The organism is Kitasatospora sp. NPDC091276 (genome assembly GCF_040684355.1).
Lineage (GTDB): Bacteria > Actinomycetota > Actinomycetes > Streptomycetales > Streptomycetaceae > Kitasatospora.
Genome location: NZ_JBFBFU010000030.1, coordinates 60,003 through 75,306, shown reverse-complemented (window position 1 = coordinate 75,306; position 15,304 = coordinate 60,003). Strand labels below are relative to the sequence as shown.

General features: G+C 69.4%; 13 protein-coding genes. 10 read left to right on the top strand and 3 right to left on the bottom strand.

All coding sequences use genetic code 11. The annotated features are described in order from the left end of the window. Positions 1–49: 49 nt before the first annotated feature. Positions 50–1,810, bottom strand: coding sequence for an arginine--tRNA ligase (gene argS / locus AB0O19_RS30570; protein ID WP_363624172.1), 1,761 nt, complete (start codon positions 1,808–1,810; stop codon positions 50–52). A gap of 300 nt (positions 1,811–2,110) precedes the next feature. Between argS and AB0O19_RS30565 the strand changes: the two genes are divergently transcribed. From AB0O19_RS30565 to AB0O19_RS30525, 9 genes are all read left to right on the top strand, one after another. Next, positions 2,111–3,949, top strand: coding sequence for a hypothetical protein (locus AB0O19_RS30565; RefSeq protein ID WP_363624170.1), 1,839 nt, complete (start codon positions 2,111–2,113; stop codon positions 3,947–3,949). Positions 3,950–3,995: 46 nt separating this feature from the next. Further along, a complete protein-coding gene (locus tag AB0O19_RS30560; RefSeq protein ID WP_363624168.1) occupies positions 3,996–6,008 on the top strand; it encodes an SPASM domain-containing protein in 2,013 nt (670 codons plus the stop codon). 11 nt (positions 6,009–6,019) lie between these two features. After that, positions 6,020–7,219, top strand: coding sequence for a glycosyltransferase (locus AB0O19_RS30555; protein ID WP_363624166.1), 1,200 nt, complete (start codon positions 6,020–6,022; stop codon positions 7,217–7,219). After that, positions 7,216–8,262: a radical SAM protein gene (locus AB0O19_RS30550; protein WP_363624164.1), complete on the top strand. Its 1,047-nt coding sequence runs from the start codon at positions 7,216–7,218 to the stop codon at positions 8,260–8,262. Before AB0O19_RS30555 ends, AB0O19_RS30550 begins: the two co-directional genes overlap by 4 nt. After that, positions 8,255–9,907, top strand: coding sequence for a pyridoxal-dependent decarboxylase (locus AB0O19_RS30545; RefSeq protein WP_363624162.1), 1,653 nt, complete (start codon positions 8,255–8,257; stop codon positions 9,905–9,907). The genes AB0O19_RS30550 and AB0O19_RS30545 overlap by 8 nt, the downstream gene beginning before the upstream one ends. A gap of 5 nt (positions 9,908–9,912) precedes the next feature. Next, positions 9,913–10,344 carry a hypothetical protein gene (locus AB0O19_RS30540; protein WP_363624160.1) on the top strand — a complete coding sequence of 144 codons (432 nt, stop codon included), beginning with the start codon at positions 9,913–9,915 and terminating at the stop codon, positions 10,342–10,344. 105 nt (positions 10,345–10,449) lie between these two features. After that, on the top strand, positions 10,450–10,710 hold the full coding sequence (locus AB0O19_RS30535) for a hypothetical protein (protein ID WP_363624158.1): 261 nt from the start codon (positions 10,450–10,452) through the stop codon (positions 10,708–10,710). Next, positions 10,703–11,437 carry a sulfotransferase gene (locus AB0O19_RS30530; protein ID WP_363624157.1) on the top strand — a complete coding sequence of 245 codons (735 nt, stop codon included), beginning with the start codon at positions 10,703–10,705 and terminating at the stop codon, positions 11,435–11,437. The genes AB0O19_RS30535 and AB0O19_RS30530 overlap by 8 nt, the downstream gene beginning before the upstream one ends. Continuing rightward, positions 11,434–11,967 carry an adenylyl-sulfate kinase gene (locus AB0O19_RS30525; protein ID WP_363624156.1) on the top strand — a complete coding sequence of 178 codons (534 nt, stop codon included), beginning with the start codon at positions 11,434–11,436 and terminating at the stop codon, positions 11,965–11,967. The genes AB0O19_RS30530 and AB0O19_RS30525 overlap by 4 nt, the downstream gene beginning before the upstream one ends. Before the next feature lie 34 nt (positions 11,968–12,001). Here AB0O19_RS30525 and AB0O19_RS30520 read toward each other — a convergent pair whose 3' ends face one another. Both AB0O19_RS30520 and AB0O19_RS30515 read right to left on the bottom strand, forming a co-directional pair. Further along, on the bottom strand, positions 12,002–12,361 hold the full coding sequence (locus AB0O19_RS30520; RefSeq protein ID WP_363624154.1) for a hypothetical protein: 360 nt from the start codon (positions 12,359–12,361) through the stop codon (positions 12,002–12,004). Positions 12,362–12,714: 353 nt separating this feature from the next. Continuing rightward, positions 12,715–13,569, bottom strand: a complete 855-nt coding sequence (locus tag AB0O19_RS30515; protein WP_363624152.1) for a methyltransferase domain-containing protein — start codon at positions 13,567–13,569, stop codon at positions 12,715–12,717. Positions 13,570–13,931: 362 nt separating this feature from the next. On the opposite strand from AB0O19_RS30515, the gene AB0O19_RS30510 reads away from it, so the two are divergent. Then, positions 13,932–15,083, top strand: a complete 1,152-nt coding sequence (locus AB0O19_RS30510; RefSeq protein ID WP_363624150.1) for a hypothetical protein — start codon at positions 13,932–13,934, stop codon at positions 15,081–15,083. The last annotated feature ends 221 nt before the right edge of the window (positions 15,084–15,304 follow it).

Sequence of the window (15,304 nt, the reverse complement as noted above, 5' to 3'; positions counted from 1 at the left end):
GCCTTCGAGTGAGCCGATCACGGCTGGCCCACTCGAAGGCTTTCGTCAGCTACAGCCTCTCGGGCGTTCCGATGCCGAGGAGGTCCATGCCCTGGCGGAGGGTCTGGCCGGTCAGCTGACACAGCAGCAGCCGGGTCTCCATGACCTCGCGGCTGGGGGCCTTGAGGACGGGGCAGTGCTCGTAGAAGGTGGTGTACGCCGCCGCGAGGCTGTGCAGGTAGGCGCAGAGGCGGTGGGGTTCGAAGGTCTCGGCGACGAGGTCGATGGTGGCGCCGAATTCGTCGAGGAGGAGTCCGAGGGCGCGTTCGGCCGGCTCCAGGGCGAGGTCCTGGTGGGCGGTCGGGGTGACGCCGTCGGGGGCCTTGCGCAGGATGGACTGGATGCGGGCGTAGGCGTACTGGAGGTAGGTGCCGGTGTCGCCGTTGAGGGAGACCATGCGGTCGGCGTCGAAGATGTAGTCGCGGGTGCGGGAGGTCGAGAGGTCGGCGTACTTGACCGCGCCGATGCCGACCTGCTTGGCCCGGTCTTCGAGTTCCTCGGTGGCGAGCTGGGGGCTCTTCTCGGCGACGACGGTGCGGGCCCGGTCGACGGCTTCGTCGAGGAGGTCCATGAGGCGGACGGTGTCGCCGGAGCGGGTCTTGAAGGGCTTGCCGTCCTTGCCGAGGACGGTGCCGAAGCCGAGGTGCAGGGCGCGGACGTTGTCGGGGAGCCAGCCGGCGCGGCGGGCGGTCTCGAAGACCATCTGGAAGTGCAGGGCCTGGCGGCTGTCGACGACGTAGAGGAGCTGGTTGGCGCCGAGCATGCCGACGCGGTCGCGGATGGCGGCGAGGTCGGTGGTGGCGTAGCCGTAGCCGCCGTCGCTCTTCTGGACGATGAGCGGGGTGGGTTCGCCGTTGGGGCCCTTGATGTCGTCGAAGAAGACGCACAGGGCGCCGTCCGAGCGGACGGCGACGCCGGAGGCTTCGAGGTCGGCGCACACGTCGGCGAGCATGGGGTTGTAGTAGCTCTCGCCGACGGCGTCGGCGTCTTCGAGGAGGACGCCGAGGCGGGCGTAGACGGCCTCGAAGTAGACCTTCGACTCGTCGACCATGCCCTGCCAGGACGCGATGGTCTCGGCGTGGCCGGCCTGCAGCTCGACGACGCGCCGGCGGGCGCGGTCGGCGAAGTCGGCGTCGCTGTCGAACTTGGCGCGCGACGCCTTGTACAGGCGGTTAAGGCGGGACATCGAAGGACCGGAGTCGTCCGGCTCGGTGCCTTCGTCGAGCTCGCTTGGGTGCTCGATGAGGTACTGGATGAGCATGCCAAACTGGGTGCCCCAGTCCCCGAGGTGGTTGCGCCGGATGACCTTCCCGCCGCTGAACTCGAGGGCGCGCACGAGCGCGTCCCCGATGATCGTGGAGCGCAGGTGGCCGACGTGCATCTCCTTGGCGATGTTCGGCTGGCTGTAGTCGATCACCGTGACGCCGGCCTCGGCGTTGCTGCCCACGCCGAGTCGGGCGTCGGCGGCGCGGGAGGCCAGTCGCTCGAGGATGGCGGTGTCGGTGACGGTGACGTTGATGAAGCCGGGCCCGGAGACCTCCAGGTTCGCGATCACCTGGTCAGAGCCGAGGTTGTCGAGCACGCGCGCGGCCACCTCGCGGGGGTTGGCCCGCAGCGGCTTGGCCAGGCTCATGATGCCGTTGGCCTGGAAGTCGGCGCGGTCGCTTCGTCGCAGCTGGGGGTCGCTGTCCGCGGCGTCGGGGAACGCAGTGGAGATCGCCTGTGCGAAGCGCTCGCGCAGCGCGTCGGCGATGGAGAGGACCGTAGGCATAGATCGAAGGACCACTTCTGTGAGAGGGCGGATCCGCGGACGGGCCGCGGGAGTCGCACAGCGCCACCCTGTCGAGCGGTCGGCGCCGTCTGCCGAGTATCCCATGCCCCACACAGCCAACGGCCCGATTAACGTCACCGCGGATCGAAGCCTGCACCCTCAAGGCCCTTGGCCACAGATCATCCTGAGTGATCATCAGCACCAACGGCGGCGCCCCACCTCCAGGGAGGCACGCGTTCCGCATCCCCCTTGAGCCGAATCCGCAAATTCGATCGAACACAGCGTGATGGAGCGGCTACGGTGGCAAGCCTGCTGTGCGGCGCTCGGGAGGGGAGTGGGGTGAGCAGGCTGTCTAGGGGTGCGGGTGGTTCGCCGGACGTCGCTGCGGCGATCCGGGCGGTGTTCGCCGGGGACGGCGGGGGGCATGCGCTCGACGATCCGGGGCTCAGTGACGTCACCGGTGCGGTACGACGGTTGCGCTACGAAGGGCGGGACCTTGTGGCCAAGCTTCGGTCACGGGCGGCGGCGCACGCGGAGCACGCACTCGCTGCGGAGGCGGCGCGTCGCGTGGGTGCGCTCACGGTGGACGGGTTCGGGCGTATCGAGGTGTGCGTTCCCGACCTTGTTCCGCTGGACGACTGCACGACGGCTCTTGTCTCGCCCTACCTCGGGATCCCGCTCTCCGCATCACCAGACGGCCTGGCCGGTCTGCCTGCGGAGGAAATCGAGGATCTCCTCTTGGCGGTGCTGGCGCGCGGTGTGGAGGCGTCCGGGTGCATTCCGCGGAACATGTTCCGCCATCGCGGCCGGACGGTCCTGATCGACTGGGAGGACGCGCTACTCGTCCCAGCGGGCACCGACGCCCCCGGTGCGCTGACCGTGATGAAGTGGGACATCGCATGGTCCGATCTGGCCGGACGGGATCTGGGGCTCCGAAGGCGCATCACTGCGGGGAGCGGCGACGAGCCCCCGCTGGACGGTTTCGAGTCCATACTCGCTGCCTGGCTGCCGGTCGGACTGGCCGCGCGGGAGGTGCGTCGCCGCGGCATCGAGTTGACGCTCGCGAGTGAACTGCCCGCCGCGGGGCCGAAGTCCGCGAGTGCCGCGCGCCTGGGTCATCTCGCCGAGGACCTCCTGCCGCCGGGCCTCGGCGTCTTCCACACGGTGCTGACCTCACGGCTGCGAGCAGACCAGGGCGAGGACGCCTTTACGGACCTCCTTCACCGCCTGGACGCCCTCACCAAAAGCACCCGTGCCAACGACGGCCGTGGCCTGGAGCGGTTACGCCGACCTTGGATTCTCACCCTGTTCTCCACGACCGAGCGTCCGTTGGCTGCCGACCTCCAACCGCTCGAACAGCTGGCCGCACGTCTGAAAGAGCTGCGGGGCGTCGGCGGGTGGAATGCGGCATGTGAGCGCGCCGACGTCGCCGAGGAAGTCACCGCCCGCATGGCCCGGACTGCTCAAGCCGTCCTGGGACTGGAGGGGTTGGAGCTCATCTTGCGCGGCTCGTGCGCGCAGGGAGTCCTCGGACGCGGCAGCGACATCGACTTCGAACTGAGCTCACCCGACCACCCCAACGGGCATCGGGCGCTTGAGGACCTCGTGATCGAAGCGCTCACCTGCCTGGGTCTTGCCGCCGAGGGCTCCGCCGCCCGCCCGACCGAGCGGGATGTCGTCAGCGCGGACGGGATGGTCAGCCGCGATCTCCACGAGTGGTTCGAGCTGCGCCGGCCCAGCATGGACCATCACTCCCCTGGCTGGGTCTCCACCGTCATCACCGCCCCGTCGACCACCGTCATCAGCCGGCCGAGCGATTACGAGCAGCGGGGCCGCGAACTCACCGCCAAGTACCTGTGGTTCGAGTCCCGGGCGCTGCTGGCCCGGCTCGTGTTCGCCCGTTCCGCAGATGCGCCACCTCCGGTGAGGCTGGTCCCGCAGCTGTCGCTCCTGCACGGGCTCGTTCCGGGTGACGAGGCCGCCGAGGTGGAGGCCCTGGTGCGCCGAACGTTCGCCCTGCGCGAGGCGGCCGATCCCGCGCCGCCGACCACCGACCTGGACGCGGAGGTGGAGCAGCTGGCCGGCCGGCTGGACGTGCTGCGTCGCCGCCTCGGTCTGCCTGGCCCGCGCAACCTGTAATCCCGTTCCGCCCCGATCCGCGCCGTCTCAACCCGAGAGGTCAACCGTGATCAGCGACGCGATTCCCCTGTCCACCAGCGATGCCTCGCACGTCTCCTTCGCGGACGGCTACGCCTTCCATGTCCGCGGCGGGCAGATCACCGCCCCGGGTCAGCCGTGTCCGTGCGGCGACCTGGAGCCGGTCCACCAGATCACCTCCTACCGTGAGGCGTACCCGCAGGCCCAGTTGTCGCTGACCGACGTCTGCAACATGGGCTGCACATACTGCTCGTTCCGGGACCGGGTGCACGCCGATGGCAAGCCCGTCACCATCCCGCTGGAGACCGTGGTGCAGGGCCTTCGCACCCACCGCGAGCGGCTGGTCGAGGAGGGCGCCCGGTACAGCCGAGTCGACTTCGGCCTGGCCGGCGAGACCATGCTCGTGCGCCACATGCACGACTCGGTCCAGGAGTTGGTCGCCGAGAACCTCGCCGACTCACCAGTGGCCGTGGTCTGGGCGGGGCCCATGGTCACCAACGCGACGCTGTCGATGACAACGGAGCTCGCCGAGCAGCTCGGCCCGCCCCAGGACATCAGCCTGGACGGGCCCAGGGACGTCCACGACCGGGTGCGCTTCTACACCGGTGACCGGGGCGGCACGTACGACCACGTGCGTTCCGTGCTCGACCAGGTGCTGGCCCGCCACCCCGACATGGGGGTCTCGGCCGTCCTGACCGCGTACTGCACCGACTTCGTGGCGATCTTCCGCCACCTCTTCGAGGACGTCGGCGCCCGCAACATCTACATGAAGCCGGTCAACGCCACCCACGACAAGGAATACGCGCTCAACGCCGAGACGCTGCCGGCCTTCCGCCAGGGCTACGCCGACCTCGTCGAGCACATCCTCGCCCAGCCCCCGGAAGGCATCCTCGCCCGGCTACTGGCGCTGAACTCCGAGGACTTCCTCATGCGGTTCTTCTACCGGGTGAAGGACCGTGCGGCTCAGGTCTACCGGTGCGGGGCCGGCAAGAGCGGCACCTACCTGGACACCAACGGCAACCTCTACCCGTGCGCGCACTTCATCGGCAAGTCCGGCTGGCACATCGGCCACGCCTCCACCGGCGTCGAGGAGACCGAGCGCCGCAAGTACCTCGACCTGGTCGTCGACCAACGGGACGAGTGCTCCTCATGCCCGTCCCGGTACGTGTGCGGCGGCGGCTGCTACTACCAGGCGGTCCTCGCGAACGGCGACATCACCAAGCCCGACGGCGTGAAGTGCGACCTCATCCGGTTCCTCACCGACCTGTCGATCCGCCTCGTCGTCACCCTGCGCGAGCAGCACCCCGAGGTGCTGGACGCCCTGCCCTCGCCGTACGGACTCACCGACGAGGCGCTCGGCTCCGCCCCCGAAGCCGCATACCTCCCGGCGGCCCGCCTCGATGCCACGACCGACGATCAGCCAGTGCCCGCCCCACTCGGCGGTCCGGGCCGGGTGCGAGGCGGACTGGCCAACCCTGCGGGACTCGCCGTCACACTCACCCGACGCGCCGAAGGACTCGCGGCGCGGCTGGATCTGGGCGATTCGCCCGGCGCCGTCCAGGCGGTGCGCGTCCGCCTGCAGCCGTTGGGTGCGGGCGTGTTCACCCTGCACGATCTCGCCGCCGGGCAGTGGCCCGGTGATCGGTACCTGCGGTGCACCCGCGACGGCGCCTGGTGGCTCACGGCACCCACCGGCCGGTTCCGCCGTGTTCCGCATCCCGGTCCCGTGTGGGAGGACGCCCGAGACGTCCGCTTCTCCTGGGAGGCCGATCACCTGGAACTGCTGGTGCCGCTTCCCGAACCGGTCGGGTCCGGCTTGGGGCTTGGGGTGAACGTGTTCGCGGACCTCGCGGACGGCGGATGGACGGCCTTGACGCTGCACGAGCCGTTCGCGGTCCTGGCCTCCGGCGGGGCGGGCCCGCTTCGCCTGTCCGGCCCGGAAGCACCCTGGCGACCGACCTCGGCGGAAGTCAACGGCCGCATGCCCGTTGAGCTCACGCCGCTCGGTCGCTGGGCCGGTCTCCAGGGCAACACCTGCTGACGGGAGGCGAGATGCGCATTCTTCTGGTCACCCACCGATTTGCGGGCGAGGAGGCCGGCGGGACGGAGATCCTGGCCAACGACATCGCCCGGGCCCTGACGACGCGGGGCCTAGACCTCACGTGGCTGGCCGTCGGCGACCCGCCGCCGCCGCAACAACGCGCCGCAGCCGACTACATCAGCGTGCCCGCAGTCTTCGCACGCGACTACCCGGTCGGCTGGCGCGCCCAAGAGGCCCAGCAGGCGGCGCGCATCGAGCAGTTGCTCGCCTCGCGACCTGCCGTCGACCTCGTCCACGTCCTGCACTTCAGCCGCATCGGCCTGGCGTTCCTCGACACCGCGCCGCTGCGGAACGTGCCCGTCGTCGCGACGCTGACCGACTACACCGCCGTCTGCCCCGACCATCAGCTCATCGTGCGCTCCACCGGTGCACAGTGCACCAGTACCGCGCCCTCGACCGGCTGCGTGGACTGCCTGGGCGCGACGACTGCGGCGGCGGGGGACGTGGAGTCGTGGCGGGCTCGCAATGTCGCTTGGTTGAACGGGCGGGTGCGGGCGCTGTGGGCGCAGACCCCGCATCAGGCCGTGGAGTTGGCGAAGGCGGGCGTCGCGGTGGACAGGATGGTCCGGGACCGGGCCTGCTACGGGCTGCCTGACAGCTGGCAGTCGCTGGCCGAGAACAGTGGCGGCGGCGAGTACCTGCTGTTCCTGGGCCGGTGCTCACCCGAGAAGGGCCTCCACGTCCTGCTCCGCGCCCTCTCGGACGGCCCGACCACGTTGCCGCTCCTGGTCGCGACGGTGCCGGACGACGCCGCGTACGAGGAGCGGATGCGCCTGGTCGCCGCAGCCGATCCGAGGGTGCGCTGGCTTCCTCCGCTCTCCCGCTCCAATGTCGGACCGGTACTGGCCGGCGCGCGGGCGTTGCTGGTGCCCTCGCAGTGGTGGGAGAACCATCCGATCGTGGCGCACGAGGCCCGGGCCCTGGGCGTGCCGGTGTGGTCCTCGGCGGTGCCGTCCATGCGCCACCTCTCGGACGACGACGGCTTCCACCTCGTCAAGCAGTACGCCGACCCGGCTTCGTGGAGGCAGGCGATCGATGCCGCGGCCGGACATCGGGAGCCGCAGGTGGCGTCGTTCGGCCGCCGGGCGTCGGCGTTCGAGGCGTTCGTCGACGAGATGGTCTCCGTCTACCAGAAGGAGGTGACCAGGTGAGGCCCGAGCGTGTGCCTCCGATCGTGGTGCCGGATCGCTTCCGGAAGTTCCTCGTCACGGACGACTTCGACCGCTACGGGCTCGAACCGGGCCGGCCCACGCCGACTCCCCAGTACCTGCAGGTGGAACTCACCGACCTGTGCAACCTCGCCTGCGCCGGGTGCGTGCGGGCGGTGCACGACAGCAGCGGCGGGCACCTGCCGCTGGATGCCTTCGCCGCGCTGCTCGAGCAGCTGCCCGATCTCGGCCACGTCTCCTTCGTCGGCGCCGGTGAGGCGCTGATCGTCCGCGACTTCGCCTCCTTCGTCCAGGCGTGCACTGACCGGTCTGTGTTCACCTCGACGAACACCAACGGCCTGCTCGTGCGCCGTCGTCTCCAGCCGGTTCTCGACGCGGGACTTGGTCTGCTCGCCATCAGCGTTGACGGCGCCGACGATGCCACGCTCGGGCGGATGCGCTCCGGCCTGCGTCGATCCCAGCTGTCTACCGCGCTGCGCGAGGCTGCGGAGATGACGCGGCAGCGCGATACCGCACTGTCGGCCGCGGTGACGCTCTCCGCCGCCAATCTCGACCAGTTCCCGGCGATCGTCGACTTCGTCGCGGACCACGGCGTCACGCGGATCAGTGTGGAGAGCCTGCACCACTGGGGCAAGGACAAGTCCCTCAACACCGAGTCCCTCTTCGCCGCCGCGCCTGCACAGGTTGTGCCACACCTGGAGGCTGGCCTCGCCCGCGCCGACGAGCTGGGGCTACAGCTGTCGATCTTCGACTACTCCCGGCTGACCTCCCCGGCCGCAGGCCGGGCCGTATGTCCTTGGCCCTGGGACGCCAGCTACATCACCAAGGACGGCGACGTCACGCCGTGCTGCATCCACATGGAGTCCTCACCCGGCAACGTGCTCGGCAACATCCACCAGGCACCGATGGCCGAGATCTGGACATCGAAGCCATACGGCGCTCTGCGGGACTCCTTCCTCTCCCGCGGCCCTGCCTGGTCCTCGTGCGAAGACTGCGTGTACCGAATGGAGTTCGGACGTGTCTGACACCCGCCCACCCGCCCTCCTGGGCAACCAGCCGACCGAGGACAGCCGACGGCTGCTGCACCGGGCGGTCGACCTCGGCCTCGACTTCGCCTCCGGAGCCTTGCGCGACGACCTGGTCCTGCGGCACGCGACGGTCAGCGAGCTCATCGACCGCTTCACCGGCCCGCTCCCCGACGCTGGCGGGAGCGACGAGCAGCTGCTGGAGGCGCTGACCGAGATCGCCGGATGGTCGATCTCCCAGGCAGACCCGCGCTACCTCGCGTTCCCCGACACCGGCGACAGCATCGCCGCCCTCGCGGCCGACATCGTCGCGTCCTTCCTCAACCAGAACCTGATCGCCTACGACCGCAGCGCTCCCGCCGCCAGCGTGATCGAGGCCCAGCTGATCACCTGGCTCCGGGAACTCATCGGCTACCCAGTCACGCCTCTGGCCGACTACCGGGGACTCGCATCGCTCGGCGGCATGTGGACCTCCGGCGGCAACATGAGCAACCACATCGCCATCGCCGCCGCCCTCGCCCACACCTACCCCGAGATCCGCACCACCGGCCTGCGGGCCCTGCCCGAGCAGCCGGTGATCCTGCTGGCCGGCGGAGTCGAGCACTTCTCCTACCTCGCCGCCGCCCAGGCCCTCGGCCTCGGCACCGACGGACTGCTCTGGGCGGACGCCACCCCGGACTTCACCAGCGACCCCGCCTCCGTCGCCCGCCTGCTGGCCTCGCCGCCTCTCGGAAAGCGCATCTTCATGATCGTCGGCGTCGCCGGCAACTGCCGCACGACCGGCATCGACGACCTGCAGGCCCTCGCCGAACTCGGCAAGCAGCACAACGTGTGGTTCCACGTGGACGCCTGCCACGGTGGCAGCCTGCTGTTCTCCGAGAAGCTCAAGGTCCAGCTCGCCGGCATCGAGCACGCCGAGTCCATCGCCCTCGACCCGCACAAGGGACTGTTCGTCAGCTACCCCTCCAGCTACGTCCTCTTCCGCGACTCCGCCGCGCTCGGCCGCTTCGCCCGCTACCCGGACCGCGCAGATGATCCCGCCTGCCTCGACCTCGGACTGATCACTCCGTTCTACGGCTCCCGCGGCTTCGAATCGCTCAAGCTCTGGGCGCTGATGAAACATCAAGGTGTTGACGGCATCGGCCGTCTCGTCGAAGACCGCCAGGCGACCTTCCAGGGGATGGTCGACCTGCTCGAGCGCACCGGCTGCTTCCGGATGCTCGGCACGTCCGACTTCTACCGGTGCGCCTTCGTCTTCCTCCCCGCCCCGGTCGCCGAAGCCCTCGAACAGGCCGCCCTGCCGGCCGCGCGCCACGGCGCGGTGCGCGACCTCATCTCCCGCTTCACCGCCGCCTTCGCCGACCGCCTGTATCGCGCGGGCGCGGTCGCCTTCGACCTGTTCGCGCTGCAGGACCTCGCTGACCGAATCGGACTAGGCACCGGCGCCAAATACCAGGTCATGGGCATGTGCGTGGGCCACCCGCACATCCCCGACCAGGTCGAGCACGGCATCGAACGGGACATCGCCGAAGCCGCCCGCGACCTCACCGGCCGCATGATGGAGGACCTCCGCGCTCTGCTGGCGTCCGTGAGCCCAGCCGGCAGCGCGCCGGGGCCGGACGTGACCGGCCCGGCGGGATGGTGACCGCCGTGACCTACCCGCCCGCGTTCACGATCGCCTACCTCGTCCACAGCGACGTCCAACTCCTGCACCGCACCATCCCCACCACCCTGGACGCCCTGACCCGCGGCACCCGCCACCCGTACGACCTGGTGCTCGTCGTGGACGGCGCAGAAAGTGCTCCGACAGAGGAGATCGTCGAACTCGCCCACAGGAGCTGGGGGTTCGACGAGGTCCGGCTACGCTGGCGCACCCGCCACCGGGCCTCCGGCGACCAGGCGAACAACATCCACACCCACTTCGTCAGCGACAAGAGCCGCTTCCTGATCACCATCGAAGGCGACGTCGTCGCCTTCCGCGACCCGAGCACCCCCGATGTCCTCGCCGAGATCGCCGAGACGTTCGACCAGTGCCCTCAGCTCGCGCTCGCCCAACGCATCGACGACCACGACTGCTGGTAGTGGAAGCTCGAAGAGGTCGGCCCGCCGCTGAGCGACCGCGCCCGCTCAGTCAACCGCGTCTCCTCGCACTTCCTGATCTACGACACCCAGCGGGCCCGCCCCGTCATGACCGCCGCCGGCGGCATCCCCGGTGACCGGTTCCACGACGACGGCCGGCGCTGGATGAACTACGAGGACTGGCTCTCCCACACCTTCGCCCACCCCGCCGGCCCCGGAATCGGCTACCTGCACCGCCTCCCACTCCGGGTCTTCCACTGCGATGAGAAGACCGCCCCCGGCTCCGCCCACTACCGCCGCGACCTCGCCACCCGCCTGCGTGTCTTCGCCGAACGCGAGCACGCCGTCAAGGAGGAATTCGGTGCCTGACCACCGCCTTGTCCCCTCGCCCGTGTTCCTCCTCTCCCCGATCCGCTCCGGATCGACCCTGCTGCGCTGCCTGCTCGGCTCCCACCCCGACGTCCACGCCCCGCACGAACTCCACCTCGCCGGCTACACCGTGACCGTCGACGACGAGTTCACCGACCTGTCCATGCGCACCCTCGGCCTCGACCCCACCACCCTCGAACACCTCCTCTGGGACCGCCTGCTGCACCGCCAGCTCACCGAGGCCGGCAAGAGCGTTCTCGTCGAGAAATCCCCGGGCAACGTGTTCATCTGGCAACGCCTCGCCGCCTGCTGGCCCCAGGCCCGCTACATCATCCTGCGCCGACACCCGGTCGCCATCGCCGACTCCATCCGCCGCGCCGGCGACGCCCACGACCTCGCCGAAGCGGCCGTCACCGTCGACAAGTTCGCCACCGCCCTCGACGAAGCCGCCGCCAACCTGCCCGCCGCCATCCACCTCACCTACGAGCAGCTCACCGCCAACCCGGAAGCCACCTGCAAGGCCCTGTGCGACCACATCGGCATCCCCTGGGATCCGAGCATGCTCGACTACGGCCGCCATGACCACGGCCCGTTCGTCTACGGCATCGGTGACTGGTCACCCCAGATCGCCTCCGGACAGGTCCAGGCCGCCACCCCGCCGCCCGCCGACCCAGACGTCCCTCTGCTGCTCAACTCCTGGTGCCAGAAATGGGGTTACGCCCCGTGAACCAGCTGCAGCCATCGGCCGTCTTCTGGCTCCTCGGACTGCCGGCATCCGGCAAGACCACCCTCGCCCGCCACCTCCTTGACTACCTCCGCACCGAGCGCGACGCCGAATGCGGGCTCTACGACGCGGACGTCGAGCGTGCCACCGGTGTCCTGCAAGATCTCGGCTGGTCACCCTCCGACCGCATCGCCACGATCCACGCCCTCGCACACGCCGCCAGCCAGCACCAGGTCAGCATCGTCACCCTAGTGACCTCCACCAAGGCCGAACGACAGCTCGCCGCAGACCTCCTCGGAGACCGCCTCCACCTCATCCACCTCCACGCACCCGAACCAGTACGCCACGCCCGCGACGCCCTCCGCACCGTCCGCGCCTACCGCACCACCCCGGCACTGGACGCGCCGGAGCTGTCCTGGTCCGACCCCGAACAGCCCGCGCTGGCGCTGGACACCACGAACCCGCTCAGCACCACCGTGAACACCCTGTGCACCTTCGCCGCCACCACTCTCGGCAACGACGCCGGACCGTAGGCAGTCCCAGCGAGTCGGGCCAGGACCTCACCTTCTACTCCTGCACGCGCCACTTCCGGTAGATGCGGACGATGTCGGTGCCCGCGCCCAGACGGCCAAGAGCCGGCTCGCAGTGAATGCCGTTCTCTTCGAGTGCGAGCTGAAGCTCCATGGCGTGCCCCTTGCTCAGGCGAGTCCGGGCCACCGTCATCAGCTCGGCCAATGGATCGGCACCGGCTTCGGGCGTGCTCCTCTCGACAGAGCTGGAAGCAGTCCAGTCTTGCGCCAGCCTCTTGAAGCCCGCCGCCCGCCAGGTATTCGTCAAATCTCGGCGGGTCATGAGTACGAAATCGTTCATGGCGAGGCGCCCACGAAGCACCTCCACCACGTGATCAACCCGGACGTCGACAGACATGGCTCTCCCCATGAAGAATTTCCCCTGCGCCGTTCTGCAATTACTTGGCACGGCCTGCAAGCCCGTCAACCGACTCGACGCAAAGCGCGAACCCGACCACATCCGAGCAGGTGAGAACCTTCCCCGCCGACAGACCCATGTCTGATTTAACTTCACCGACGAGGATTGCAATACGTTTCCGCAATTAGAGGAACGAATCTTTCTTCGTCAACAATTCGTGGAGGATTTAAGTCGGGCGCACGGCACCGGTCGATCACCGCCCCCGCCCTACCGCCGTCCCACGGCGAGGCAGTGAGAGACCCCACTGCACCCACGCGCCCCACCATCCCTGCGAGGCGCCCGACGTGCCAGCTTCATGCCGCGACCGAGCCGTCTGGCACCCGGCTCCCGCACTCCGGCGACATACCCGCCTCAGCCTGGCGCCGCCCAGCGATGCCGCCACAGTGCGCCCTCGATCGCTCCGCAACAGCGATGAACGCCAGCTCGGAGAAGAAAAAACCGCCCGAGCGATCCGCCTCTTCCACCGCGGCGTACCACTCTTCAACCTCCTCGGGGCCGACGGAGCCGCGGCCGTGCCTGGCCGCGGACAACAGCGCCTTCCGAATCTGGCCGAGCCGGTCCTTCGCGTGCCCCGTGAACGCGGTCGACCACACCAGCAAGGGCTCTACGTGGAGAAGGCTTAGCGGACTGCCGGCCACAAGCAGCCCGAGCTTGCGACCAATCCGGCCGTCCGCGTGGTCCATCCAGCTCTGCGCGTCGTCTGCGAACGCATGACAGACCCGCCGGTCAAGATCGGCGTCCGCGCCGGCAATCACCATAGAGTCGAAATCGACGTGCGCGATGACCGCCCGACCGCCCGGCCGCAGGACTCGCGCGACCTCCGCCAGCATCGCCTGCGGGTCAGGCAGGCACTCGATGGTGTTGTACGACAGGACGACGTCCACGCTGCCGTCGGTGCACGGCAGAGGATCGCGGAGATCGGCAGCGATCGCCGCCGTCGACCCGGCGTGGCCTTTCAAGGCGCCACGCGCAAGGCGCAGGAACTCCGGGGACCGGTCGAGCCCTATGAGCGCAGCTTTCGGCGCTATTCGGCTGACCGCTCGCAGCGTCGGTCCCGCGCCGCAGCCGAGGTCGACAACCTGATCACCGGGCTGTGGGCGAGCCAGTTCCGCAATGCGCGCATGGATCGGTTCAGCACGGTCTGACACGGCACAGCCCTCTTCCGCGGTCCGCGCCAGAGCCCGAGATGGCGGCACCAATAGTCCAGATTTGCACTATATGTCATGTTTCGGGGCATCTCATCCCGGAGGCGAAGCTGCCGCACGATGGCGACCTTTGCGGATCGCCAAGGGAATACCCCTGGTCAGAGCCCCCGACCGCAGTCGCCCCCGCCAGAGCCGGCGCCGTGGACTTGCTCCAGGATGCCGGGGCGAGGCGCCGTCCCGCTGCCACATCCCGAGGGCCAGAGCACGGAACACTCCACCCGACGACGCGGCTCCGCCGACCTGACGATGCACCAGACTTAACCCGACAACCACGGCCTACACCCTGACGCCGGAGGCAGAGCCCCTTGACCCGCTACAGCATCGACCCCCACCGGCGCGAACTGATCGCCACCTGGGGAACCGGCGAGGGCGACCTCGCCACCTGCACCGCAACCCTCCCCTCCGAAGCCGATCTATCCGCTGCCCTGGGCCTGGCCCGCGTCCTCACTCAGCTGTCGCAGGCCGCGTGGCACACCTACACCCACCCCGCCAGCGCCGCCAGTTCCCTCGCTCCCAACACCGAGGGCTGGCGCCGCGAGGAGGAACGAAAGGCATTCGCCGAGGTTGCAGAAGCAATCGCCAACCCGAACCTCCCGAGCGGCGGCTCGATGGTCGTCTCCTACAGCCGTGTGATCGAGTCCGCGAACCGTGTCGGCCGCGTCCTTCACGAACTCTCTTCCCCAGAACTGACGAAGGCCGTCCTCGCCGAGGCCACCACCGAGCTCGCCGCCGTGGAGAACGCCGAACTCGGCGACCTGGCCGACCGCGCCCAGCAAGCCGTCCTCCTAAGCCGCGAGGACGCGTCCCCCGTGCAGGTCGCCGCCGCCGACCGCCTCCTTCAACAAGACCCGTTTGGGCCGGCCGAGCTGTTCTCCGCCGTCGATCCCACCGCCGCCGCCGTCGCCGCAGCCCACTGGCTCGCCGCCGCAGCCGAGGTCACTGCCGAAGCCTCCGGACACGACGCCGTCCACGTCGTCCAAGAGGCCGACAACATCGAAGCCCTCGCCCACGAGACCCCCACCCTCGTCCTCGGTCTCATCGCCGACGGCGCCACCCCATACGAGGCAGTCACTGGCCTCGTGCGTCACGCCATGCACATCACCGACGGTCTCCTGCCCGACCCCGCAGCCTTCCGCGAGCAGCTCGACGAACTGGAGGAGACCCTCGCCGAGTACAGCGTCGACGACGGACCCGACGTGGCCAACATCGAGCTGCGCCTGACCCCACTCGACCCCACTCGACCCGCCCGCGACCTCCTCGAAGACCTCCTCACCGGCATCTACGCCTGCTGGCTCCTCCACAGCGAATACGACGACCTCGACAACGAGGACGACGCCGATACCGACGACGTGGAGGACTGGACCGACGAACAGGCCGAACAGCACCAGCAGCGAAGCCGCGACCGCTTCGCCCTGCTCGTCCGCGAATCCGCTGCCCGCCGCGACCCGCTTATCTGACCCCATCTGCCAGATAGCAGCAGTCGACACCCAACCACCCACGGCTCTCCCCTGGGCGCAGTGTCAATGGAGATCCACACGCCACGGCGCATTTTCGAGGTATAGCAGATCCGCCGCCGACATCGCAGCCTGAGACTGACGTCAACATCCGGGCCGGGTTTTCCTCTCTGCGGGGGAAGCTCAGCCCGGATGTTCTCGATCAGAAGCCTGCGAGACCAGCT